15 protein-coding genes and 4 tRNA genes are annotated in these 25,111 nt (G+C 63.5%); 9 read left to right on the forward strand and 10 right to left on the reverse strand.

The annotated features are described in order from the left end of the window. The first annotated feature begins 3 nt into the window (after nt 1–3). A complete protein-coding gene (locus tag LVS58_RS04100; protein WP_233689993.1) occupies nt 4–1,323 on the forward strand; it encodes a hypothetical protein in 1,320 nt (439 codons plus the stop codon). A 25-nt stretch (nt 1,324–1,348) separates the two neighbouring features. Here the strand turns inward: LVS58_RS04100 and LVS58_RS04105 are convergent, their stop codons facing one another. Beyond that, entirely contained in the window at nt 1,349–2,278 is a 930-nt protein-coding gene (locus tag LVS58_RS04105) for a helix-turn-helix transcriptional regulator (protein WP_233689994.1), read from the reverse strand. 294 nt (nt 2,279–2,572) lie between these two features. Here LVS58_RS04105 and LVS58_RS04110 point away from each other — a divergent pair, with 294 nt between their 5' ends. From LVS58_RS04110 to LVS58_RS04125, 4 genes are all read left to right on the forward strand, one after another. Next, nucleotides 2,573–3,913: an MFS transporter gene (locus LVS58_RS04110; protein ID WP_233689995.1), complete on the forward strand. Its 1,341-nt coding sequence runs from the start codon at nt 2,573–2,575 to the stop codon at nt 3,911–3,913. A gap of 218 nt (nt 3,914–4,131) precedes the next feature. Continuing rightward, nucleotides 4,132–4,842: a fumarylacetoacetate hydrolase family protein gene (locus LVS58_RS04115; RefSeq protein ID WP_233689996.1), complete on the forward strand. Its 711-nt coding sequence runs from the start codon at nt 4,132–4,134 to the stop codon at nt 4,840–4,842. Nucleotides 4,843–4,860: 18 nt separating this feature from the next. Then, nucleotides 4,861–5,619, forward strand: coding sequence for an SDR family oxidoreductase (locus LVS58_RS04120; protein ID WP_233689997.1), 759 nt, complete (start codon nt 4,861–4,863; stop codon nt 5,617–5,619). 24 nt (nt 5,620–5,643) lie between these two features. Continuing rightward, on the forward strand, nt 5,644–6,594 hold the full coding sequence (locus LVS58_RS04125) for a 2-hydroxyacid dehydrogenase (RefSeq protein ID WP_233689998.1): 951 nt from the start codon (nt 5,644–5,646) through the stop codon (nt 6,592–6,594). 65 nt (nt 6,595–6,659) lie between these two features. On the opposite strand, the gene nirD is transcribed toward LVS58_RS04125, so the two are convergent. The 7 genes from nirD to LVS58_RS04160 form a co-directional block, all read right to left on the reverse strand. Further along, complete coding sequence (nirD, locus tag LVS58_RS04130) at nt 6,660–7,022, reverse strand: nitrite reductase small subunit NirD (RefSeq protein ID WP_233689999.1); 363 nt, start codon at nt 7,020–7,022, stop codon at nt 6,660–6,662. Then, nucleotides 7,022–9,574 (reverse strand): nitrite reductase large subunit NirB, encoded by a 2,553-nt coding sequence (gene nirB / locus LVS58_RS04135; protein WP_233690000.1) that lies wholly within the window; start codon nt 9,572–9,574, stop codon nt 7,022–7,024. The genes nirD and nirB overlap by 1 nt, the downstream gene beginning before the upstream one ends. 270 nt (nt 9,575–9,844) lie before the next feature. Beyond that, nucleotides 9,845–13,870 (reverse strand): bifunctional nitrate reductase/sulfite reductase flavoprotein subunit alpha, encoded by a 4,026-nt coding sequence (locus LVS58_RS04140; protein ID WP_233690001.1) that lies wholly within the window; start codon nt 13,868–13,870, stop codon nt 9,845–9,847. 554 nt (nt 13,871–14,424) lie between these two features. Continuing rightward, a tRNA-Asp gene (locus tag LVS58_RS04145) sits at nt 14,425–14,501 on the reverse strand. A 13-nt stretch (nt 14,502–14,514) separates the two neighbouring features. Beyond that, nucleotides 14,515–14,590, reverse strand: a tRNA-Val gene (locus LVS58_RS04150). A gap of 170 nt (nt 14,591–14,760) precedes the next feature. Continuing rightward, nucleotides 14,761–14,837, reverse strand: a tRNA-Asp gene (locus LVS58_RS04155). 13 nt (nt 14,838–14,850) lie between these two features. Beyond that, nucleotides 14,851–14,926 (reverse strand) — tRNA-Val (locus LVS58_RS04160). A gap of 216 nt (nt 14,927–15,142) precedes the next feature. Between LVS58_RS04160 and rdgC the strand changes: the two genes are divergently transcribed. Together rdgC and sugE are read left to right on the forward strand one after the other, a co-directional pair. After that, the gene (rdgC, locus tag LVS58_RS04165; RefSeq protein ID WP_003252510.1) at nt 15,143–16,063 is read left to right on the forward strand and encodes a recombination-associated protein RdgC; all 921 of its coding nucleotides are present in this window, start codon (nt 15,143–15,145) and stop codon (nt 16,061–16,063) included. A 248-nt stretch (nt 16,064–16,311) separates the two neighbouring features. Beyond that, complete coding sequence (gene sugE, locus LVS58_RS04170; protein ID WP_233690002.1) at nt 16,312–16,629, forward strand: quaternary ammonium compound efflux SMR transporter SugE; 318 nt, start codon at nt 16,312–16,314, stop codon at nt 16,627–16,629. A gap of 4 nt (nt 16,630–16,633) precedes the next feature. Here sugE and LVS58_RS04175 read toward each other — a convergent pair whose 3' ends face one another. Further along, nucleotides 16,634–18,511 carry an MFS transporter gene (locus LVS58_RS04175; RefSeq protein WP_233690003.1) on the reverse strand — a complete coding sequence of 626 codons (1,878 nt, stop codon included), beginning with the start codon at nt 18,509–18,511 and terminating at the stop codon, nt 16,634–16,636. Nucleotides 18,512–18,725: 214 nt separating this feature from the next. On the opposite strand from LVS58_RS04175, the gene LVS58_RS04180 reads away from it, so the two are divergent. Continuing rightward, entirely contained in the window at nt 18,726–19,904 is a 1,179-nt protein-coding gene (locus LVS58_RS04180) for an MFS transporter (RefSeq protein ID WP_233690004.1), read from the forward strand. A 125-nt stretch (nt 19,905–20,029) separates the two neighbouring features. Continuing rightward, complete coding sequence (locus LVS58_RS04185) at nt 20,030–23,509, forward strand: hybrid sensor histidine kinase/response regulator (protein WP_233690005.1); 3,480 nt, start codon at nt 20,030–20,032, stop codon at nt 23,507–23,509. On the opposite strand, the gene rmuC is transcribed toward LVS58_RS04185, so the two are convergent. Beyond that, nucleotides 23,481–24,854 carry a DNA recombination protein RmuC gene (rmuC, locus tag LVS58_RS04190; protein ID WP_233690278.1) on the reverse strand — a complete coding sequence of 458 codons (1,374 nt, stop codon included), beginning with the start codon at nt 24,852–24,854 and terminating at the stop codon, nt 23,481–23,483. The two genes, LVS58_RS04185 and rmuC, sit on opposite strands and share 29 nt — an antisense overlap. Nucleotides 24,855–25,111 lie beyond the last annotated feature (257 nt).

The raw sequence follows: 25,111 nt of genomic DNA on the forward strand, positions 1-25,111 counted from the left end.
GCCATGATCCGACCCAAGAAGCACGCCCTTTCAACCCGGCCAGTACGACCTTTTCACCACGCGCTTGAGCAGCAACCCGTGGCCCCCCTCGATCTCAGTTATGGCGACAAAGGCCATGGCCACTTCACCCAAAGCGGCCGCGGCAACCTGGGGTCGACGAGCAGCGTACTGAGGAGCAAAGTGCGGCCGGCCCGGTTCTATGTGACGGGGCATCAAACCGATCCCGATGGGCTACACAGTGTTTTCATTGCCTGCCTGGATGCAAGTGGAAAGCTTGACACCACGTTCAATGGTAGCGGCATGGTCGATTTCACCACGCTGTCCACGGACCGCTACCGGAACGCCACTGGGGTAGTGGAGGACGTGTCGGGCAATCTGCTGGTAACGCTGGAGATTTTTGGGGAAAGCACCACTCATTTGTGGAAGCTGATTGCGAAAGGCGAACCCGATCTGGGCTTTGGTCAAGGAAAGGGCTATATCGATACCCGCGCCTTGTTCGGTGCAGATCTTCTGCTAGACAAACTGGCCTGCCACCAGGAAGGGTTGGTGGCGACCGCAGCTCGATACGAAGCAGGGGATTTCAAAGCGGTGCTTGTCGCCCTGGACACCAATGGTAGAAGGGCCCCCGAATTCGGTGAAAATGGGCTGCTGGCGGTGAGCGACCTGATTCCCGAAGGCTCACAGCACAGCCTTGAAGGCATTGCCGTCATCTCTCCAACCGCGGGGGGGCAGCGCATCGTGATTTGCACTTACATGGAAAACGACTCGGGCTGGTATTCACTCACCAGCTGCCTGTCGCTGGCGGGGCGTCTCGATGACACATTCGGCGAGGCCGGTCATCACTGGTCTGAGGAGGGGATCATCAATACCGGCCTTACGGTGGAAGACAGCAGCCAACGCATCACATCGTACGGCCAGCACTATTCGATCGACGACGATCGCAGCCAACCGACCCTCTACCGGCTGGACTATGCTGGCGAGCCTGCCCGCGAGTTTAACCAGGGGCAGGTAGTGCGTTTCGGCATCGACGGCGGGTGGTCCTACATTGAAGAAGCCGAAGGGGGGCTCATCGGGTACGGTGGTTTCTACACCTTCAACATGGCAGTGCGCTACCAATCAGACGGCCAGCTCGACACTCGCTTCGTCCCTCCCCATGGCTACGGTCAGTTCGGCGCGATTACGCCGCAATATGGTTTCTATACTGTCGAGAATCCGATAGCAGTCGATACCGAGAACCAGCGCATCGTGGTGAGCGGGGAAGACATACAGCAGGGCTATCGACTTCCCTGCATGCTCGCCCTCTCTCTGAGACCGATCCAGTAATACCCCACGGCAGACGCGGGCAGCCTTAAAGCATGGCTACCTGCGGCGTATCCGGGTCGCGTTGCTGGCGGCGGAACTGGCCAGGTGGCAGGCCGTGGATCTGGCGGAAACGTCGAGAGAAGTAGGCTTCGTCCGCAAAGCCACAGAGCCGCGCCACCTCGCCCACCGGGCGGCTGCCGTTGAGAAGGTAGTTGCGTGCGGCGTGCATGCGCCGCTCCAGCACCAGCTCGCTGAAGGTCTTGCCGATTTCCTTGCGCAGCCAGTGGGTCAGGTAGGTCGGCGACAGGTAGGTGGCGGCGGCGACTTTGTGCAGGTTCAGATCGGGGTCGTCGATATGCCGGCGCAGGTAGTCGCTCATGCGGCCCAGCGCGGCACGGCGGCTGAGCTGGGCAGCGTTGTTGTCGGCCAATTCGCGCAGCGGCTCGGCATACAGACCACAGACCTGGCCGATCAGCTGCAGCAACAGGCCTTTTAGGATTTCGCGGGTGCCGAAACGGCGGTTGGCATCCAGCGCACGCATGCGCTCAAGGGTTTGCCGTACCTCGGCAAAGTCCGGTTCACTCAGGTAGAAGTCGAGATGCTCCTGAAAGCGGAACGGCGACAGCTCCGGCGCCTGCAGGATCGACACTTCCTCCAGGTCCATCGGGTCGCAGGCCAGGTGCGGCAACAGGAACGTCTGGGAGAAATTGATCACCACGAAGTCGCTGTCCGCCGGATGCGGTATTACATGCACTCGGTGCGGCAGGATGAAGGCCAGGGTGTTGCGTCTGAATGGTCGTTGCACGCTACCGATGTGTTGCACCGTGTCGCCGCCGAGGTTGACCTGGATCTGGAAGTACTCATGACGATGCGGCGCGGTCTCGGCGGGACGCCCGCGCTGGTCGCGGATGTAGAAATCCATCAGCTCGCTGCGCTGCTGCATGACATAGGTCGGAACCTCGCGCTTGTGGGGCATGGGCAATCTCCGGATTAGGGGCGCTTTATGTTGTACGATGTCTAAACTCTGCAATTTAACCCTTCTGCAAAAACCTGCACAACCGCAAGTCCATGCAGCCCTCTGAGAATGCGCTATCCAGCTCATAATTCAGGAGAAACCCCGGCTACGAACATTCTTGGACAGCACAGCACCTTCCCGCTTTCAATGAAAAAAACGTTCTAAATACCTCGTTGCATTTGCCACGTTGTACGACCACCTTAGAAAAGGGACTGCAGCCCAACCTCTACCAACAACAACAAACGAGGTCGACTCATGTCGAGCACGCCTACCCCCCGCGCCGCGTCGTCGTACACACTGGACGCGGCCCCTGCCCAGCGCCTGCCTACCCGCCGCCGCTGGTTCATGCTGTCGCTGCTGCTGGTGGCGACCATCATCAACTACGTCGACCGGGTGAACATTTCCATCGCAGCGCCGTTCATGGCCAAAGACCTGGGCCTGGACAAGGTCGAGATGGGCCTGATTTTCTCCGCCTTCGCCTGGACCTACGCGTTGGCCCTGGTACCGGCGGGCTTCATTGCCGACCGCTTCGGCTCGCGCCTGACCTATGGCGTTTCGCTGATCAGCTGGTCGGCGGTCACCGTGGCCCAGGGCTTGGCCAGTGGCTTCGCCTCGCTGTTCGGCCTGCGCCTGGCGGTCGGCGCAATGGAGGCCCCGGCCTTCCCGGCCAACAGCCGTGCGGTTACGGTATGGTTCCCCGCTCGCGAGCGCGGCATGGCCAGCAGCATCTACGTATGTGGCCAGTACCTGGGCACTGCGCTGTTCACCGGCGCGCTCCTGTGGCTGGCGACCACCTATGACTGGCGCCATGTGTTTTACAGCACCGGCCTGGTCGGCATCCTGTTCGGTGCGGTGTGGCTGTTCCTGTATCGCGACCCGCTCACCTGCAAGAAGGTCAGCAAGGAAGAACTGGCCTATATCGAGAACGGCGGCGGCCTGGTGAAAAGCAGCCAGGAACGTACTCGCTTCGACTGGCGCCAGGTTGCCGAACTGTTCCGCTATCGCCAGATCTGGGCGATCTGCCTGGGCAAGTTCGCCAGCACTTCGGCGCTGTACTTCTTCCTCACCTGGTTCCCCACCTATCTGATCGAAGAGCGTCAGCTGACGTTGATCAAGGTCGGTATCTTTGCAGTCATGCCGTTCATCGGTGCCACGATCGGCATCCTGCTGGCGGGCATCGTCTCTGACCTGCTGATCCGCAAGGGCTACTCGCTGTCGTTCGCCCGCAAGCTGCCGCTGGTGGTGGGTTCGATGCTGGGGATGTCGATCGTGCTGGTGAACTTCACCGACTCCAATCTGCTGTGCATCGCCGTGCTGACCCTGGCGTTCTTCGCCCAGGGCATCGCCTCGTCGTCCTGGGCTGCCGTGTCGGAAGTGGCGCCAAAGGAACTGATCGGCCTGACCGGTGGCATCACCAGCCTGGCGGCGAACATCGGCGGCATCGTCACGCCGATCGTGATCGGCGCAATCGTGCACGCCAGTGGCTCGTTCGCCATGGCGTTCTGGTTCATCGGCGCGGTGGCGTTGATGGGCACGCTGTCCTACTCGCTGCTGCTTGGGAAGCTGTATCGCATCGAGTTGAAGACTGCAGCCTGAGCCAAGGCGTGGTTGACGGTACCGGCCTATTCGCGGCTAAAGCCGCTCCTACGGGGGACGGTGTCGCCCTCGGGTTGGACGCTATCCCTGTAGGAGCGGCTTTAGCCGCGAATAGGCCAGTACAGGTGCCTTGGATAGTCCAACCCTACCCCGCTTTCATCCAACTTTGCCGCCCAACCGCTGGATACGCTGGCCACTCCAGTACGGAGGATCCACCCATGACCTACCTGTTCAACCCGCCGGCCATCGTCAGCCTGCCGATCCGCGGCAGCGATGCGCGCTTCCCGGTCGGCCGGGTATTCTGCCTCGGCCGCAACTACCCATGGCCGGAATCCTACGGCGCTGCGCCGCAGGAGCCTGTGTTTTTCATGAAACCGGCAAGCAACGTGGTCGAGGCACGAGGCGAACTGCCCTTCCCGCCGCAGACCGACGAGTTCTGCCACGAAATCGAGCTGGTCGCGGCCATCGCCAAAGGCGGAGCCAACATCGCCCGCGAGCATGCCCTGGAGCACGTGTTCGGCTTTGCCGCCGGCCTGGACATGACCCGTCGCGATCACCAGCGCAAGGCCAAGGCCGAGGGCCTGCCGTGGGAGGGCGCCAAGGTATTCGAAGCTTCGGCACCGATGACCGCCATCGTCCCCGCCAGCGAATGCGACTGGCCGCTGGATACGTCGCTATGGCTGCAGGTCAATGGCCAGGAGCGCCAACGTGCACACCTCAGCCAGCAGACCTGGGCATTGGCCGAAGTGATCAGCAGGCTGTCCCGCCAACTGCCGCTGCGCCCGGGTGACCTGATCATGACCGGCAGTCCGCCCGGCGTGGCACCGCTGAACCCGGGCGACACCCTTCACGCCGGCATCGATGGTATCGGCGAACTGCACCTGCACGTCGGCCCTCGCCCTGCCGGGCATACCGCCAACGCCGCCTGAACCTGTTGGAGCCTATCGATGAGCCAAAACAAGAAAGTCGCCCTGGTCACCGGTGCTGGCAGTGGCATCGGCCGTGCCGTCGCCCTGGCCCTGCTCGAGGACAACTTCAGCCTGGTCCTCGCCGGGCGCCGCGCCGAACCGCTACAAGCCGTCGTCGAGCAAGCGCAAGCAGCGGGTGGTGAGGCCTTGGCCGTTCCCACTGACGTGCGCGATGAACAAAGCGTTGCGCAATTGTTTGCCACCATCGAGGAGGTACATGGCCGCCTCGACGTGATGTTCAACAATGCCGGCATCAACGCCCCCGCTGTCCCCGTCGACGAGCTGCCGTTGGAGAACTGGCGCAACGTCATCGCCACCAACGTCGATGGTGTATTCCTGTGCGCCCGCGCCGCTTTCGGCCTGATGCGCCGCCAGCAGCCGCAAGGCGGGCGGATCATCAACAACGGCTCGATCTCGGCGCACGCCCCACGCCCGTTCACCGCACCCTACACCGCCAGCAAGCATGCGGTGCTGGGCCTGACCAAGGCGCTGGCGCTGGATGGTCGGCCTTACAACATCGTGTGCAGCCAGGTGGACATCGGCAACGCCCTGACCGAGTTGTCCGAGCGCATGACCCGGGGTGTGCGTCAGGCCAATGGCGAGATCGCCGCCGAGCCGATGCTCGACGTGCGCCATGTGGCCGATGCGGTGCGCTACATCGCAGCACTGCCGCTGGACGCCAACGTACTGAACATGACCGTGATGGCCAGCAACATGCCGTTCGTCGGCCGTGGCTGATCCCTGTTTATGATGGAGTGACCGATGAAACCAGAAGTCCTGCAACTGAGCCCTATCCTGATCCCGCAGATCCGTGAGCGCCTGGAACAGCTGTTCACCGTACACCGCTACTACGAACAGGCCGACAAGGATGCCTACGTCAGCCAGTATGCAAGCAACATCAGGGGCGTGATTACCGGCGGCCACACCGGCATCAGCCAGGCGCTGATGGCGCGCCTGCCCAACCTCGAAGTGATCGCCGTCAATGGCGTCGGCACCGACGCGGTAGACTTGGCCTATGCCCGCGATCGCGGCATCCAGGTGACGGCGACCATCGGTGCGCTCACCGAGGACGTCGCCGATCTTGCCATCGGCCTGCTGATCGGCTTGTGCCGGGGTATCTGCACCGGTGACCGCTTCGTTCGCGCCGGCCGTTGGGCCACCAGCACCACGCCGCTGGCACCACTGCCACTGGCCCGGCAGGTGTCGGGCATGCGCGTGGGGATCGTCGGCATGGGACGGGTCGGGCGGGCGGTAGCGCAGCGGGCGGCAGCCTTCGGTTGCCCAATTCTCTACACCGATCTACAGGCGGTGGATGTGCCCTACATGTTCGAGGCAGATCTGCTGCAGTTGGCCAAGGACAGCGATGCGCTGATCCTCGCGGCGGCGGCTGACAAGGGCGAGGCGCTGATCACTCGCGACGTGCTGCGGGCGTTGGGCGCCGAGGGGTATCTGATCAATATCGCGCGCGGCAAGCTGGTGGATGAACCCGCGTTGGTCGCGGCGTTGCAGGCCGGCGAGATCGCTGGCGCGGCGCTGGATGTGTTTGCCGATGAACCGCGAGCGCCCGAGGCGTTGTTCGAGCGCGAAGATGTAGTCCTGCAACCGCATCGAGCCAGTGCCACGGTACAGACACGCACGCGCATGGGCGAGATGGTGGTGGCCAGCCTGGTGGATGTATTTGCCGGGCGCATGCCGCAGGGGTTGGTTATCTAGTCGGCTTGTGCCGCCCTCTTCGCGGGTATGCCCGCGAAGAGGGCGGCACAGGCAGCAAAGGGGGGTCAGGCCAAAGCCAGTTCCACCGCCTCGCCCTTCATCCGTACCGGCCACACGCGCAACCTCTGCCCGGCATCCTCCAGGCACTCCCCACTCAGCAGACTGAAGTGCTGCTTGTAGAGCGGCGCTACCACCACCAACTCACCTTGCACGCTGCCCACCAGCCCGCGGCCGATGATGTTGGCACCGGAGCGTGGGTCGCGGTTGTCTACCGCGTACAGCGGCTGCGCCTGCCCCGGCAGGTAGAACAACGCCACCTGGGCCCCATCGAGCCAAACCACGACGCCGGAGTCGGCCACCAGGTCTTGTGCCTGGCACACCGTCTGCCAGTTTTCCTGCGTGTTCACAACAGCATTGGCCAGGTTCATCAGACAGTCTCCTCGACAGTTGGGATCAGGTGCAGCGGTGCAGCGGGCCGGCGTTGTTCGCGTTCGCGCACGAAGTGCACGTCCGGGTCGGCGCGTCGGTCGTTGACGAAGGTGCGGAAGCGCTTGAGCTTCTCCGGGTCGTTGAGGGCATTGGCCCATTCGCATTCATACTGGTCGACCACATGCTGCATCTGCGCTTCCAACTCGTTGGCCAGGCCCAGGCTGTCGTCGATGATCACCTGCTTCAGATAGTCCAGCCCGCCTTCCAGGTTTTCCCGCCACACCGAAGTGCGCTGCAGCTTGTCGGCCGTGCGGATGTAGAACATCAGCACGCGGTCGATCAGGCGTACCAGGGTTTCGTCGTCCAGGTCGGTGGCGAACAGCTCGGCATGCCGCGGGCGCATGCCGCCGTTGCCGCACACGTACAGGTTCCAGCCCTTGTCGGTGGCGATGACGCCGATGTCCTTGCTCTGCGCCTCGGCGCATTCACGGGTGCAACCCGAAACCGCGAACTTGAGCTTGTGGGGGCTGCGCAGCCCCTTGTAGCGGTCTTCCAGGCGCAGGGCCATGGCGACACTGTCCTGCACGCCGTAACGGCACCAGGTACTGCCCACGCACGACTTCACCGTGCGGGTCGACTTGCCGTAGGCGTGGCCGGTTTCGAAACCGGCCTCGATCAGTTCGCCCCAGATCAGCGGCAGCTCGTGCAACTGGGCGCCGAACAGGTCGATGCGCTGGCCACCGGTGATCTTGGTATACAGGTCGTATTTCTTGGCCACCTGGCCGATGACGATGAGCTTGTCGGGGGTTATTTCACCACCGGGAATGCGCGGCACCACCGAATAGGTGCCGTTTTTCTGCATGTTGGCCATGAAGGTGTCGTTGGTGTCCTGCAGCGGCACCAGCGCCGGGTCCATGATCGGCTGGTTCCAGCAGGAGGCGAGAATGTTGCCCACCGCCGGCTTGCAGATGTCGCAACCCAGATGGCCCTTGCCATGGCGTTCGAGCAGCTCGCTGAAGGTGCGGATACCCTCCACCCGTACCAACCCGTACAGCTCCTGCCGGGTGTAGGCAAAGTGCTCGCACAGGCTCTTGTCCACCGCCACGCCGCGGGCCGTCAGCGCGTGCTCGAAGACTTGCTTGAGCAGGGCCGCGCAACCGCCGCAGCCGGTCGCGGCCTTGGTACAGCCCTTGACCGCAGCGAGGTCGCTACAGCCGCTGTCGATCGCGGCGCACACTGCTCCCTTGCTGACGTTGTGACAGGAGCAGATGGTCGCACTGTCGGGCAGCGCATCGGCGCCCAAGGCCGGCGCACCACCGCCTTGTGGCAGGATCAGCGCTGCCGGGTCGGCCGGCAGGGCGATGCCGTTCTGGGCGTACTGCAACAGGGTGTCGTAATAGCTGTTGTCGCCGACCAGCACCGCGCCGAGTACGTGCTTGCCGCTGGCATCCACCACCAAACGGCGGTAAGCGCTGTTGGCTTCATCGATGAAGCGGTAGCTGCGCGCCCCCGGCGTGGCACCGTGGGCATCGCCGATCGAACCGACATCCACACCCAGCAGCTTGAGCTTGGTCGACATGTCGGCACCGGTAAACGCCACCGCCGCCTCGCCCATCAGCAGCCCGGCCAGGTTGCGCGCCATGCTGTAGCCCGGGGCGACCAGGCCGAACACGCTGCCGTTCCACGATGCGCACTCGCCGATGGCGAAGATGCGTGGGTCGCTGCTGCGGCAGTGGTTATCGATGACCACGCCACCGCGCGCGGCGATCTCCAGGCCGCAGCCCCGGCCCAGTGCATCCTGTGGGCGGATACCGGCGGAGAACACGATCAGGTCGGTCTCCAGGTGCTCACCGCCGTCGAAGTTCATGCGGTAGCGGTAGGTTTCACCGGCATTGACCGACTGGGTGGCGCGCGACAGGTGCACCCCCACGCCCAGCGCTTCGATCTGCGCCTTCAATGCGGCTCCGCCCTCGCCGTCCAGCTGTACCGGCATCAGCCGTGGGGCGAATTCCACCACGTGGGCTTCCAGCCCCAGCGACTTGAGGGCGTTGGCCGCTTCAAGGCCAAGCAGGCCACCGCCGACCACCACCCCTCGGCGGGCACCGGCTGCGGCGGCACGAATGCCATCGAGGTCGTCCAGGGTCCGGTAGACCAGGCGGGCATTGCCGCTGGAACCTTCGATCAACGGCACGAAGGGATAGGAGCCGGTGGCCAGCACCAGTTGGTCGTAGCCATAGCGCCCTTCGGCAGTGACGACTTCGCGGCGCTCACGGTCGATCTCCAGCACCGCCTCGGCCAGATGCAGGTGCACGCCATTGGCGTCGTAGAAATCGTGCTCACACAGGGCCAGGGTTTCGGCACAGCTGCCGCCGAAGTATTCGGACAGGTGCACGCGGTCATACGCGCGTTGGCGCTCTTCGCCGAATACCCGCACCTCGAAGCGCTGCAGGGCGCCGCGACTGACCAGTTGTTCGACGCAATGGTGGCCGACCATGCCGTTGCCGACGATGACCAGTCGCTCTCGTTGCCCGCTGCTCGCTGTTGCCTTCATAAGCCGATCCTCGATCAAAAAAAAGCGCCTGGAGCCGAAGCTCCAGGCGCCTTTGCCTGTATTCATCACGGTAGGGGGCCCGGGTTGATCGCCGTTGATCAGTGGGCTTTGTTGTATTGGAGGTTAAGCAGGGAGCGTGCCAATCGGGTTGCCTGGGATGCCTGGGTTGCCTGTGCCGGCCTCTTCGCGGGTAAACCCGCTCCTACACTTGCGCTGGGCCCACCCAGCCAATGCACATTCAAAGTGCACAACACCCCATCTTGGAGCACGTCAGTACACATCGCGCCGATAACGCCTGGCCTTGCTCAAGCTTTCGACATACGCCGCAGCCGCCGCTGCATCCATCCGCCCATGCTCGGCGACGATCACCCGCAACGCTGCATCCACATCCCTGGCCATGCGCTGCGCATCGCCACACACATAGAAATACGCCCCCGCCTCCAGCCACTGCCACAGCTGCGCACCCTGCTCGAGCATGCGCTGCTGCACATAGATCTTCTCCACCTGGTCGCGCGAGAACGCCGTATCCAGCCGCAGGTGCCCCGCCGCCTGCCAGGCCTGCAACTGCTGCTGGTAATAAAAGTCGGTCGCGGCGTACTGTTCGCCGAAGAACAACCAGTTGGCGCCTTTTGCCCCCCGTGCCTCTCGCTCCTCGAGGAACGCACGGAACGGTGCAATGCCGGTACCAGGGCCCACCATGATCACCGGCACGCTGTCGTCCTCGGGCAAGCGAAAGTGCTTCGACACCTGCGGGAAGATCGCTACCTTCTGCATCTGTGCACGGTCGGCCAGGAAGCTTGAGCACACGCCTTTACGTTCGCCATAACGCACCGTCGATACCGTCAGATGCACTTGGCCTGGGTGCGCCAGCGGGCTGGAGCTGATCGAATAGAGCCGCGGCTGCAATGGCTTGAGCAGCTCCAGCCAGCTGGCCAGCGGCAACTGCTGCGGGAAGGCGTGCAACACATCCACCAACTGCCGGCCCCACAGCCAATCCTGCAGCTCGTCCTTGCATTCAGGCTGCAGCAAGCGCTGCAGGTCAGGTGCATTGCTGGCAAATACCTGCAGTTGTTGCGCAGTGACCTTGGCAATTTCCAGATTGGTTTGCAGGGCTTCGGCCAATGGCATGGCGGACTGGCCTTTAAGCTCGACCATAGTCTGGCCATCTAACTGCATCAGCGTCAGCAGCTCTTCTACCAGGGCCGGGCAGTTGCGCGGCCATACGCCCAGGGCATCGCCGGCAGCGTAACTGAAGCTGCTGCCGCTCAGGTCGAAGACCAACTGGCGGGTTTCCTTGCTGGCGCCGGGGCCATTGAGCAGCCGGTTTTCCAGCACGGTGGCCATCCAGGGTTGCTGCTTGCTGAAGGCCGCCAAGGGTGCAGGTTCACTCGCCCGTTGTGGCGCCGCAGTGCTGTCCAGTGCAGGCAGTAACGCTTCGAGCCAGCCGGCAAAGGCTTCGTCGAAATCTGGCTCGCAGTCCACCCGTTGCAGCAGGCGCTGCCCTCCCAGCTCGGCCAGGCGCTGGTCGAGCTTGCGGCCAAAACCGCAGAACTGGTCGTAACTGGAGTCGCCCAGCGCCAGTACGGCATAGGGCAGCCCGGCGCAGTGAGCGCCCTCCTCGCCCTGCAAGGCCTGCCAAAATGCCGCGCCGCTGTCAGGCGCGTCGCCATCGCCAAAGGTGCTGGTGATCAACACCACACTGGCAGCACCCTGCAGATGGCGTGGGCTGACCGCCTCCAGGCAGCTCAGTTGCACGTTCAGACCGGCACCGCGCAGGCGCGCGGCACAGCGTTCGGCCAGCTGCTCACCATTGCCGGTCTGCGAGGCCCACAGCACCTGATGCCATGGCGCGGCCTGCGCCGCGATAGGCGCAGTTGCAGGCTGGGCGAACAGCCCGGCCAGCAAACCGTCGACAAACAAACGACGGCTGGCAGCCAGCGGCGCACTGGCCGGCAGGCTGGGTACGCCCTCGGCACGGGCCTGGTCCAGGCCCAGCAGGAAGCCTTGCAGGTAATGACGCTCTTCTTCGGCCAGCACCGGAACCGGCAGGGTGTGCAGGCCGAGCAGACGGGACAGGGTGGCGGTCGGCATGCGGGCAGGCTCTACAGTGGCAGTGGTCAGATCAAGGGCTTCGATGCGCTCGCCTGCGACCCGCTGCAGGGCTACGGCGCAGTGTTTGAAGGCAGGCTGCAGCGACAGCGGGTCGACCGCATCGCAGGTCGCGGCATTGATCGCCAATTGCTCGCCGATCAGGTCATTCCAGTGAAACGGCGCAAAGCAGTTGCCCGGCATGACCCGGTCACTGATGCGCGCCGGCAACACGGCGTGCCCCCGGCGCGAGCGAACGGCCACCTGGTCCTTTTCAGAAACACCCAGCCGGGCGGCATCGTCGGGGTGAACCTCAAGGTAGGGGCCGGGCTCCAGTTTGTTCAGCGCCGGCACCTTGCCGGTCTTGGTCAACGTGTGCCACTGGTGCTGCACACGACCGGTGTTCAGCACCATGGGGTAGTCATCGTCCGGCACTTCTGCTGCCGGTAACCAGGGCCGGGCAAAGAAGCGCGCCTTGCCGCTGGCGGTGGGAAAGGCCAGTGCCGGCCGCCTACCCCCGGCATCGAGCAGTAGCGCCTGGCTGCTGCCGTCGTTGAGGTAGCGCAGCGGGCTGCGATGCTGTTCGCTGCCCGGTGCACAGGGCCACTGGCGCGGCTGCGTACGCAATTCGGCATAGCCGATACCGCGCAGGTCATAACCTGTTGAGGGGTTGTGGAAGCGGCGTATTTCCTCATACACCGCTTCGGCATCGGGGTAGTCGAAGGCGTCGGTATAACCCATGGCGCACGCCACGCGGGCAATGATCTGCCAGTCCGGCAAACTTTGCCCGGGGGGCTCGACAGCGCGAGGCATCAGGGTGAGGTTGCGCTCGCTGTTGATCATCACTCCCTCGCCTTCGGCCCACAGCGCAGCTGGCAGCAGGATGTCGGCGTAGCGGTTGGTTTCGGTGTCCAGGAAGGCGTCCTGGGTAATGACCAGTTCGGCCTTGCGCAGGCCTTCGATCACTTGCTGGCGGTTGGCGACACTGGCTACCGGGTTGCTACAGATGACCCAGCAGGCTTTCACTTCACCGGTTTTCATCTGCCCGAACAGCGCCACCGTACCCTCGCCGCCCTCGCTGCGCAGGCTGCCGGGTGGCAGTTGCCACTGTCGTTCGACGAACACGCGGTCGTCTTCCACCAACGCTGAGCGCTGGCCCGGCAAGCCGGGGCCCATGTAGCCCATGTCGCGGCCGCCCATGGCATTGGGCTGGCCGGTCAGCGAGAACGGGCCGCTACCGGGGCGGCAGATGGCACCCGTGGCCAAGTGCAGGTTACAGATGGCGTTGCTGTGCCAGGTGCCATGAATGCTTTGGTTCAAGCCCATGGTCCAGCAGCTCATCCAGTTGTTGGCGCTGCCGATCCATTCGGCGGCCTTGATGATATCGGCCTCCGCCAGCCCGGTGATGGCGGCGACACGCTCGGGGGGGTAGTCGTCGAGGAAGGCCGGCAGTTCGTCCCAGCCTTCGGTGTGGCGGGCGATGAAGTCGGGGTTGGTGCGGCCATTGCGATGTAGCAGGTGCAAAAGGCCGTTGAGCAAGGCCATGTCGCTGCCGGGGCGCACCTGCAGAAACAGATTGGCCTTGTCCGCGGTGGGGGTGCGCCGCGGGTCGACGACGATCAGCCTGGCGCCGGCCTTGACCCGATCCAGCAGGCGCAGGAACAGGATCGGGTGGCAGTCGGCCATGTTGGCGCCGATCACCAGAAATACGTCGGCGTGCTCGAAGTCCTGGTAACTGCCAGGTGGGCCATCGGCGCCAAGCGACAGCTTGTAACCGCTGCTGGCGCTGGCCATGCACAGCCGCGAGTTGGACTCGATGTGGCGGGTACGGATAAAGCCCTTGGCCAGCTTGTTGGCCAGGTACTGGGCCTCCAGCGACATTTGCCCGGACACGTACAGCGCCACGGCATCCGGGCCGTGCTGGTCGATGATGCCGCGCAGACGCTCGGCGGTGGCTGCGATGGCCTGGTCCATGCTGGTGCGCACTGGCGGCTGGCTGCGTTGCTGGCGCACATAGGCGTCGGCCATGCGCCCGCTGGCACTCAGTGGCAGGTGTGCGGTGAGGCCTTTGGTGCATAGGCGGCCAAAGTTGCTCGGGTGCAGCTTGTCGCCGCTGATCTTGCCGACCTTGCCATCGGCAACGCTCATGACGATGCCGCAGCCCACGCCGCAGTATGGGCAGACGCTACGTACTTCGCTGTTGGCCATGGGCGGGCTCCTGTGGAAAACGCAAAAAGGCGCCGGCTGCCCCGGCATGCTGATGCAAGCGGGGCAACACGGCGCCTTTGTCGTGAAGTTGTGTGGGCTGTCGACGTTGACAGCCCTGATGAGGAGGCCTGAGCAAATAGTGGGCCAGGCTTTTGTGGGAGCGGCCTTGTGTCGCGAAAGGGCCGCAAGGCGGCCCCCGAATTTCAGCTTTTATCCCTGTATTGCCGGGGCTGCTTTGCAGCCTTTCGCGACACAAGGCCGCTCCCACAAAGACAGTGCTGCGGCGTGCCCTGCGCACCATGCGGTGGCAACCTCACGCTCCCGGGCGCTATGCTGGGGCAATTTCCAGCATGAGCACTGCCCTCCCCCATGTCTCAGGAGATGCCGGTGATCGAGGACGGGTTTGAGGTGCTGACGCTGCGGGAAGAAGAGTGGCGCTCCTAGCCCCTTGTTGCAGGGCGGAGACGATTGCATGATGCAGAAATAAAAAAAGCGACCCTAAGGTCGCTTTCTTTTTTACTTCCGGGTGTTCAGTGGGCCCTGGAAGTGGAATATGGCGCAGCGGACGGGACTCGAACCCGCGACCCCCGGCGTGACAGGCCGGTATTCTAACCGACTGAACTACCGCTGCGCTATACATCGAGTGGTGGGTGATGACGGGATCGAACCGCCGACCCTCTGCTTGTAAGGCAGATGCTCTCCCGGCTGAGCTAATCACCCATGTCTCTCGGTGTGGCGCGCATTCTACGGGCGACTTGGCGCTCTGGCAAGCACTTATCGAAGTTTTTTCACGCGTCGGTCAAACACCAAAAATCAGGCACAAAAAAAGCGACCCTAAGGTCGCTTTCTCTGTTACTTCCGGGTGTTCAGTGGGCCCTGGAAGTGGAATATGGCGCAGCGGACGGGACTCGAACCCGCGACCCCCGGCGTGACAGGCCGGTATTCTAACCGACTGAACTACCGCTGCGCTATACATCGAGTGGTGGGTGATGACGGGATCGAACCGCCGACCCTCTGCTTGTAAGGCAGATGCTCTCCCGGCTGAGCTAATCACCCTTCGTCTCGGTGTGGCGCGCATTCTACGGAGCGCCCCGCACCCTGGCAAGCACTTTTTAAACTTTTTGCAAAAAAAACCTCAGGCCTTTCAAAGACCTAGCGTTGTCAGGCGATTCTTTCATGCATAAGCCACTGCTGGCCCTCTGACAGGGCTGGCCTCAATTCACCGCTCGGAGAATAATGCCCGCCTTATGCATTAAGGAGAGATTGCCCCTCATGTGGTTCAAGAACCTGCTGACCTACCGCCTGACCCAGGAAGTTCCGTTCGAGCCTGAAGCGCTGGAAGCCGCCCTGGCCAGCAAGCCGGCCCGCCCCTGCGCCAGCCAGGAGCTGACCACTTATGGTTTCGTCGCGCCGTTCGGCAAAGGCGAAGACGCTCCCCTGGTGCATGTCAGCGGCGAGTACCTGCTGATTGCCGCGCGCAAGGAAGAACGTATCCTGCCAAGCAGCGTGGTCAACGACGCGGTCAAGGAAAAGGTCGAAGAGATCGAGACCGAGCAAATGCGCAAGGTCTATAAAAAGGAACGCGACCAGATCAAGGACGAAATCATCCAGGCGTTCCTGCCGCGTGCGTTCATCCGCCGCTCGATGATTTTCGCTGCCATTGCCCCACGCCTGGGCGTGATCCTGGTCAACTCGGCCAGCGCCAAGCGCGCCGAAGACCTGCTGTCGACCCTGCGTGAAGTGATGGGGTCGCTGCCCGTGCGCCCGGCCACGGTGAAGATTGCGCCGGTGGCCACCATGACCGACTGGGTCAAATCGCAGCAGGCTGCCGAAGGCTTCTATGTACTGGACGAGTGTGAGCTGCGCGACACCGCCGAAGATGGCGGTATCGTGCGCTGCAAGCGCCAGGACCTGACCGGCGAAGAGATCCAGCTGCACCTGAGCACTGGCAAAGTGGTGACCCAGCTGGCCCTGGCCTGGCAGGACAAGCTGTCGTTCATTCTCGACGACAAGATGGTGATCAAGCGCCTGAAGTTCGAAGAGCTGCTGCAGGAGCAGGCCGAGCAGGACGGTGGCGATGAGGCTGCGCAGCAGTTCGATGCCAGCTTCCAGCTGATGATGATGACCTTTGCCGAATTCCTGCCGGTGCTGTTCGAGGCGCTGGGTGGGGAAGAGATTCCGCAAGGGGTCTGACGGGTATGAGAGGCGGTGCTGGTCTGAATCGTTCTGCCAGCACCGGCCTCTGCGCGGGTAAACCCGCGCCTACACATTTTGAGCAAGACAGTTGATCCTACAAATGGGTGTGGTACCCCTTGCAGGCGCGGACTTGCCCGAAAGGCCGCAGACTGGCACCCTGATACCCCACTGTGAGGACGACCTCACGACGCACCGCGTGACCATTCCGGGGACGGCCCCATCCTTCAAACGATGGAGACACACTCATGTCCTGGATCATCCTGTTTTTCGCCGGCCTCTTCGAGGTTGGCTGGGCCGTCGGGCTCAAATACACCGACGGTTTCACTCGACCGCTACCCACCCTTCTCACTGTCGGCGCCATGGTCATCAGCCTGGGCCTGCTGGGCCTGGCCATGAAGACGTTGCCGCTGGGCACCGCCTATGCCATCTGGACCGGCGTAGGCGCAGTCGGTACGGTCATCGCCGGTATCATTCTGTTCGGCGAGTCCATGGCCCTGGTGCGGCTGGTCAGTGTGGCGCTGATCGTCTGCGGCCTTGTCGGCCTGAAAGTCAGCGCCAGCTAACCCCCTATCGCAGATGGCCGCGCAGGCGGCTGACCTGTTCGCGCAACACTTCAGGCTGCGCCGCCTCCACCGGGACGGCGGCGCCTGCCACGATGGTCACCCGCGACCACAGGCGCTTGAAGAAGCCCTTGGCCGGGTCGCGGCTGAAGAAACTACCCCACAACCCCTGCAAGGCCAGCGGAATCACCGGTACTGGCGTTTCTTCGAGGATGCGGCTGACACCCCCCTTGAAAACATCGATTTCGCCATCGCCCGTCAGCTTGCCCTCCGGGAAGATGCACACCAGCTCGCCATCAGCCAGGTACTCGGCAATCCGCGCGAAGGCCCGCTCGTAAGTCGCCTGGTCTTCGTTACGCCCGGCAATCGGGATGGCACCGGCAGTGCGAAACACGAAGTTGAGCACCGGCAGGTTGTAGATCTTGTAGTACATGACAAAGCGGATCGGCCGGCGTATGGCCCCGCCCAGCAGCAACGCATCGACGAACGACACGTGGTTGCACACCAGTAACGCTGCACCTTCGTCGGGAATGCGCTCAAGGTCTCGGTGCTGCACGCGGTACATCGAATGGCTGAGCAGCCAGATCAGGAAGCGCATGGTGAACTCGGGCACGATCCTGAAGATATAGGTGTTGACCGCGATATTGAGCAGCGACACCACCAGGAAAAGCTGCGGGATGCTCAGCTTGGCCACGCCTAGCAGGATGATGGTGAGCACCGCCGACACCACCATGAACAAGGCATTGAGGATGTTGTTGGCCGCGATCACCCTGGCGCGCTGATCCTCGGCCGTGCGGGCCTGGATCAACGCATACAGCGGCACGATGTAGAAGCCGCCGAATACACCCAGGCCAATGATCGACAGCAAGATCCACCACGCCTGGCTCATGCCCAGCAGTGCCAGCCAGTCGTGCGGCGCTGCTGCAGCCGGTACATCACCAGAGTGCCACCACCACAGCAGGCCGAACAGGGTCAGGCCGAACGAGCCGAACGGCACCAGGCCGATTTCCACCTTGCGGCCACTGAGCCGCTCACACAACAGCGAGCCCAGGGCGATGCCCACCGAGAACAGTGTCAGTACCAGGGTCACCACCGTGCCGTCACCGTGCAGCCAGTCCTTGGCATAGGCCGGGATCTGCGTGAGGTAGATAGCGCCGACAAACCAGAACCACGAGTTGCCGACGATCGAGCGCGACACCGCCGGCGGCTGGCCCAGGCCCATGCGCAAGATCACCCATGACTGCTTGAAGATGTTCCAGTCCAGCGGCATTTGCGGCGAAGCAGCCGCCGCCCGCGGGATCCAGCGGCTGGCGAGGTAGCCGAGTACCGCCGTGCCGACCACGCCACCGGCCACCACCGTTGCGTAGCTGTCGGCCGACATCATCACCCCCGCGCCGATGGTGCCGGCAAGGATGGCAAGGAAGGTGCCGGTTTCCACCAGCCCATTACCGCCCACCAGCTCCTCCTCACGCAGGGCTTGCGGCAGGATCGAATATTTCACCGGGCCGAACAGCGCCGAGTGGGTGCCCATGCCGAACAGCGCCACCAGCATCAGCGCCAGGTGGTTGGTGATAAAGCCCAGCGCTCCGATCGCCATGATCACGATTTCGGCCAGTTTGATTGCACGGATCAGCGCATCCTTGGCGAATTTCTCGCCAAACTGCCCGCCCAGCGCCGAAAACAGGAAAAACGGCAGGATGAACAGCAAGGCACACAAGTTGACCCAGATCGATCGGTCACCCTCGCCCAGGCTGAGCTTGAACAAAATCGCCAGGATCAGCGACTGCTTGAACAAGTTGTCGTTGAAGGCACCCAGCGACTGAGTGATGAAAAACGGCAGGAAACGCCGCTTGCCGAGCAAGGTGAATTGCGAAGAGTGACTCATCGTCCTTGTTCCTGAGGGCTTTTCAATTGGAGGCGCGCCAAGCGCGCCGGGCCACAAATCTGCATGGGAAATGCGCTGGCTGGCAAGCACCGGCTCAGGCGTGGCCAAGCGAATTTGCGTTCAAGGACCTGCCAGCAGTTGCAGAACTGGCGCTACGAGGACCGCATGTGGCTTATGCTTGTGCTCGGCAAACCCGCACAACAAGGACGTGGCAATGCTCGCCGCCATAAAACGCTACCCGCACACCGTTCGCCTGCTGCTCACCACCACCTTCATGCTTACCGTCGCCCGCGCCCTCACCCTGCCCTACCTGGTGGTTTACCTGGCCGACAATTTCCAGCTACCGATCAGCCAGATCGGCCTGCTGATCGGTGGTGCGCTGATCGTCGCCTCGCTATTGAGCCTGTATGGCGGCCACCTGGTCGACACCTTGAGCAACCACACGCTGGTCAGCGCCAGCACCCTGCTGTTCGCCCTGGCCTTCGTCGGCGCGGTCGCCAGCCGTTCGGCTCTGCCGTTCTTCTTTTGTCTGGTGTTGATCAACCTGGCCCTGGCAGTGGTCGACATCGCCGCCAAGGCGGGCTTCTGCGCGTTACTGCCGGTGGATGAGCGGGCCGAGGTATTCGCCATCAAGTACACCCTCAGCAACGTCGGCTATGCCGCCGGCCCGTTGCTGGGCGTGGCCATGCTTGAACTGAACGACCATGTGCCGTTCCTCGCCTCTGCCCTGCTTGGCCTGGCCATGTGCCTGGCTTATTGGCGCCTGGGTGATCGCAGCCTGCAGGCCAGCGTACCGGACAAACCTGCGGCCGGCTTCGGCCAGGTTGCGCTGGGGCTGGCACGGGATCGTCGGCTGGTGTGCTTTACCCTGGGTGGGGTACTTAGCGCGGTGGTGTTCGGCCAGTTCACCGCCTACCTGTCCCAGTACCTGGTGGTCACCAGCAACCCGGCCGAAGCGGCACGGCTGATCGGCTATCTGGTCACCACCAACGCCGTGACGGTCATTGCCTTGCAGTACCTGATTGGCCGGCGTATCAGCCGCCATCGCCTGATGCCCTGGCTGCTGGCCGGCATGGGGCTGTTCATCGCCGGCTTGCTGGGTTTTGCGCTGGCAGGCTCGGTACTGGCCTGGTGCCTGGCGATGCTGGTGTTCACGCTGGGCGAAATCATCGTGATTCCGGCCGAGTACATGTTCATCGACCTGATCGCACCGGAGCATTTGCGCGGGGTGTACTACGGGGCGCAAAACCTGTCCAACCTGGGGGCGGCGCTGGGGCCGGTGATGGTGGGGTTTGCACTGGTACACCTGTGGCCGGGGGCAGTCTTCTACCTGCTGGTGTTGTCGGTGATACTGGCCGGGGTGTTCTATGGGTTGGGTACCCGCAGGGGCTGAGGTTGCCTGTTGCGGCCTTTTCGCGGTGAACCCGCGCCTACAACCATCGTCGGCGCTGACGAAGCGGCACTTGCGTGCCAGACTGATTGACCGGGACCGCGTTACCTTTTTGCTTCGGAGTCTTCATGTCGTTGTCCAGCGGGCTGATCGCCGTGGTCGCCCTGGCCTATATGGCCATCATGTTCGCCATCGCCTTCTACGGCGACCGCCGCAGCACGCCCTTGCCACCAAAGCTGCGTGCCTGGGTGTACAGCCTGTCGCTGGCCGTGTACTGCACCAGCTGGACCTTTTTCGGCGCGGTCGGCCAGGCCGCTGAACAGCTGTGGGCGTTCCTGCCGATCTACCTGGGCCCGGTACTGCTGCTGATCTTTGCGCCGTGGGTGCTGCAGAAGATGGTGCTGATCAGCAAGCAGCAGAACATTACCTCGATCGCCGACTTCATCGCTGCACGCTACGGCAAGTCGCAGACCCTGGCGGTGGTGGTGGCTCTGATCTGCCTGGTCGGTGTGCTGCCGTACATCGCCTTGCAGCTCAAGGGCATCGTACTGGGCGTGAACCTGCTGATCGGCGCCAACGCCGACGCCACCGGCACCCGCGTGCAGGACACCGCGCTGGTGGTGTCGCTGGTACTGGCGCTGTTCGCCATCGTCTTCGGTACCCGCAGCCTGGATGTGACCGAACACCACCGCGGCATGGTCCTGGCGATTGCCTTCGAATCACTGATCAAGCTGCTGGCGTTTCTTGCCGTGGGCATCTTCATCGTCTTCAACCTGTATGACGGTTTCGACGATCTGTTCAGCCAGGCCCGCCAGTCGATCCACTTGCAGGACTATTGGAAAGAAACCATCAATTGGCCGTCCATGGTGGTGCAAACCGCCGTGGCAATGATGGCTATCATCTGCCTGCCGCGGCAGTTCCACGTTACCGTGGTGGAGAACATCGAACCGCAGGACTTGCGCCTGGCGCGCTGGGTGTTCCCGATGTACCTGGCACTGGCCGCGCTGTTCGTGGTGCCGATTGCCCTGGCCGGGCAGATGCTGCTGCCAGGCACGGTGATCTCCGACTCGTTCGTCATCAGCCTGCCGCTGGCCGAAGCGCACCCGAGCCTTGCCCTGCTGGCGTTCATCGGCGGCGCCTCGGCGGCTACCGGCATGGTCATCGTCGAGGCCGTGGCGCTATCGACCATGGTTTCCAACGACATGCTGCTGCCCTGGCTGCTGCGCCGCAATAACGCCGAGCGGCCGTTCGAAGCGTTCCGCCACTGGATGCTGTCGGTTCGCCGGGTAACCATCGTGGTGATCCTGCTGCTGGCCTATGTCAGCTACCGCCTGCTGGGTTCCACCGCCAGCCTGGCGACCATCGGCCAGATCGCCTTTGCCGCCGTCACCCAGCTCACCCCCGCCATGCTTGGCGCGCTGTACTGGAAACAGGCCAACCGTCGCGGCGTGTTCGCCGGCCTGGCTGCTGGCATTTTCCTGTGGTTCTACACCCTGGTGCTGCCGATTGCAGCGCACAGCCTGGGCTGGTCGTTGCAGTTGTTCCCGGGCCTGGCGTGGCTGCACGGCAACCCGCTGAACCTGCCGATCAGTCCACTGACCCAAGGTGTGGTGCTGTCACTGGCGGGCAACTTCACCCTGTTCGCCTGGGTTTCGGTGCTGTCGCGCACACGGGTTTCCGAGCACTGGCAGGCCGGCCGGTTCATTGGCCAGCAGACCAGCGCGCGGCCCAGCAGCAAGCCGCTGCTGGCGGTGCAGATCGACGACCTGTTGACCCTGGCCTCGCGCTTTGTCGGGGAAGAGCGCGCACGGCAGAGCTTCATCCGCTTTGCCTACCGCCAGGGCAAGGGCTTCAACCCTAACCAGAACGCCGATGGCGACTGGATCGAACACACCGAGCGCCTGCTGGCCGGGGTGCTCGGCACCTCGTCGACCCGCGCGGTGGTCAAGGCGGCCATCGAAGGCCGCGACATGCAGCTGGAAGACGTGGTGCGCATCGCTGACGAAGCCAGTGAAGTGCTGCAGTTCAACCGCGCCCTGCTGCAAGGCGCCATCGAGAACATCAACCAAGGCATCAGCGTGGTCGACCAGAACTTGCACCTGGTGGCCTGGAACCGCCGCTACCTTGAACTCTTCAACTACCCGGACGGGCTGATCAGCGTAGGGCGACCGATTGCCGACATCATCCGCTACAACGCCGAGCGCGGCCTGTGTGGCCCGGGCGAGGCGCAAGTGCATGTGGCGCGGCGGCTGCACTGGATGCGTCAGGGCCGCGCGCACTCCTCCGAGCGGCTGTTCCCCAATGGCCGGGTGATCGAGCTGATCGGCAACCCGATGCCGGGCGGCGGCTTTGTCATGAGCTTCACCGACATCACCCCGTTCCGCGAAGCCGAGCAGGCCCTGCGCGATGCCAACGAACGCCTTGAGCAACGCGTGGCGGAGCGCACCCACGAACTGTCGCAGTTGAACCAGGCGCTGTCCGAAGCCAAAAGCCAGGCCGAAGCGGTGAGCAAGTCCAAGACCCGCTTCCTGGCCGCCGTCAGCCATGACCTGATGCAACCGTTGAACGCCGCTCGGCTTTTCTCTGCCGCCTTGTCGCAACAGGCCGAGGGCATGAACGAAGAGGCCCAGCAATTGGTACAGCACATGGACAGCTCGCTGCGCTCGGCTGAAGAGCTGATCAGCGACCTGCTGGACATCTCGCGCCTGGAAAACGGCAAGATCACCCCGGATGCCAAACCCTTCGCCCTCAACGAGCTGTTCGACACCCTGGGCGCCGAGTTCAAGCTGCTGGCGGCCGAGAAGGGCCTGGAGTTCCGGCTGCGCGGTAGCCGCCTGCGGGTGGACAGCGACATGAAACTGCTACGCCGGGTGCTGCAGAACTTCCTCACCAATGCCCTGCGCTACGGCAAGAGCCCGATCCTGCTGGGCGCGCGCCGACAGGGCGAGCGCCTGTGGCTGGAGGTCTGGGACCGTGGCCCGGGCATTGCCGACGACAAGCTGCAAGTGATTTTTCAGGAGTTCAAGCGCCTGGACAGCCACCAGACCCGTGCCGAGAAGGGGCTGGGCCTGGGCCTGGCAATCGCAGACGGCCTGTGCCGGGTACTAGGGCATCCGCTGGAGGTGCGGTCATGGCCAGGCAAGGGCACGGTGTTCCGCGTCAGCGTACCGATTGCGCGCCAGGCCGCCGCGGCGCCAAGCGCGCCCGTGGAACAACAGGGCGGCCAGCCACTGGCCGGGCTGCACGTGGTATGCGTGGACAACGAAGACAGCATCCTGATTGGCATGAACAGCCTGCTGAGTCGCTGGGGTTGCCAGGTATGGACCGCGCGCAACCAGGCCGAATGCGAAGCCCTGCTGGCCAAAGGTATGCGCCCACACCTGGCATTGGTGGACTACCACCTGGACGACGGCGAGACCGGCACCGGACTGATGGGCTGGCTTCGAGCACGGCTGGGTGAGCCGGTCCCAGGTGTAGTGATCAGTGCCGACGGCAGTAAGGAAACCATCGCCCTGGTACATGCATCAGGGCTGGACTACCTGGCCAAACCGGTCAAGCCGGCGGCCTTGCGCGCCCTGCTCAATCGCCATCTGAGCCTGGCTCAGTAACCGCTACGTCGGGCAGTGCCTCGTCGGACAGCGCCCGCTCCAGCAGGTCTGCCGGCAAGCTCTTGCTGGCACGGGCGCCCAGTAGCTTGAGCTGCTCGCTGCGGCTGACCAGGTTGCCACGCCCTTCGCACAGCTTGTTGCGCGCTGCGGCATAAGCTTTGTCTACCTGTTGCAAGCGGCTGCCCAGCTCGTCCAGGTCCTGGATGAACAGCACGAACTTGTCGTAGAGCCAGCCGGCACGCTCGGCAATTTCGCGGGCGTTCTGCCCTTGACGCTCCTGCTTCCACAGGCTGTCGATCACCCGCAAGGTCGCCAGCAACGTGGTAGGGCTGACAATCACGATCTGCCGGTCGAAGGCCTCCTGGAACAGGTTCGGCTCGGCCTGCAGAGCCGCCGAAAAGGCCGCCTCGATGGGCACGAACAACAACACGAAATCCAGGCTGTGCAGGCCTTCGAGGCGGCTGTAGTCCTTGCTTGACAGGCCTTTGACGTGGCTGCGCAGCGACTGCACATGCTGCTTGAGCGCAGCTTCGTCGTTGCCGGCAACGAATTGCTGGTACGCGGTGAGGCTGACCTTGGCGTCCACCACCACCTGCTTGTCGCCAGGCAGCATGATCAACACATCCGGCTGGAAACGCTCGCCGTCGGCGCTTTTCAGGCTGACCTGGGTCTGGTATTCGCGGCCCTTTTCCAGGCCGGCATGCTCCAGCACACGTTCGAGGATAAGCTCACCCCAGTTACCCTGGGTCTTCTGGCCCTTCAAGGCCTGGGTCAGGTTGGTGGCTTCGTCGGACAGGCGCAGGTTGAGCTGTTGCAGGCGCTCCAGCTCCTTGCCCAGCGAGAAGCGCTCGCGGGCCTCTTGCTGGTAGCTTTCCTCCACGCGTTTTTCGAAGGCCTGGATGCGCTCCTTGAGCGGGTCGAGCAACTGGCCCAGGTGCTGCTGGCTGGTCTGCGCGAACCGCTGCTCGCGTTCGTCAAAGATCTTGGTGGCCATGTCGGCGAACTGGGCGCGCAAGGTGTCACGGGCCTCCTGCAGGTCTTCCAGGCGTTGCTGGTGGCTTTCCTGCTGTTCACGCAGTTCTGCGTCCAGGCGCGCGGTTTGCGCTTCCAGGCGGCGCAGTTCGGCTTCGCGATTGGCGCGCTCAAGGCTCCAGGCGTGGGCCGCATCACGGGCACTGTCGCGGTCGATCTGCAGCAGCTCCAGCTCACGGCCTTGGGCGGCCAGCTGGGCTTGTTTGACGGCGTTGGCCTCACTGAGGTCGCTGACCTCGTCCCGACTGGCGTCCAGTTGAGCCTGCAGGCCGGCCTGGGCCAGCTGGGCAGCATTGAGGCGCTCTTCGAGCAAGGCCAGCTCGCCTTGCCGTGCGCCCTGGCGGCGCTGCACCTGCATGACCCACACCAGGCAGGGTATTGCGCCTGCCACCAAGCCCAGCAGAATGCTGGCCAGATCCACTGTCATGCTTACCCCGAACGCTCTGATGCAAATTGAGCGCAGCTTATCAGCCTGACGGGTGTGTTGCCTGCACCGGCCTCTTCGCACGGGTGAAACACATCGGATTTGGGCGCAGGCCGTTGTAGGAGCGGGTTTACCCGCGAACACCG

Origin of the sequence: Pseudomonas sp. JR33AA (genome assembly GCF_021378985.1) — a bacterium.
In the GTDB taxonomy this organism is placed as follows: domain Bacteria; phylum Pseudomonadota; class Gammaproteobacteria; order Pseudomonadales; family Pseudomonadaceae; genus Aquipseudomonas; species Aquipseudomonas alloputida.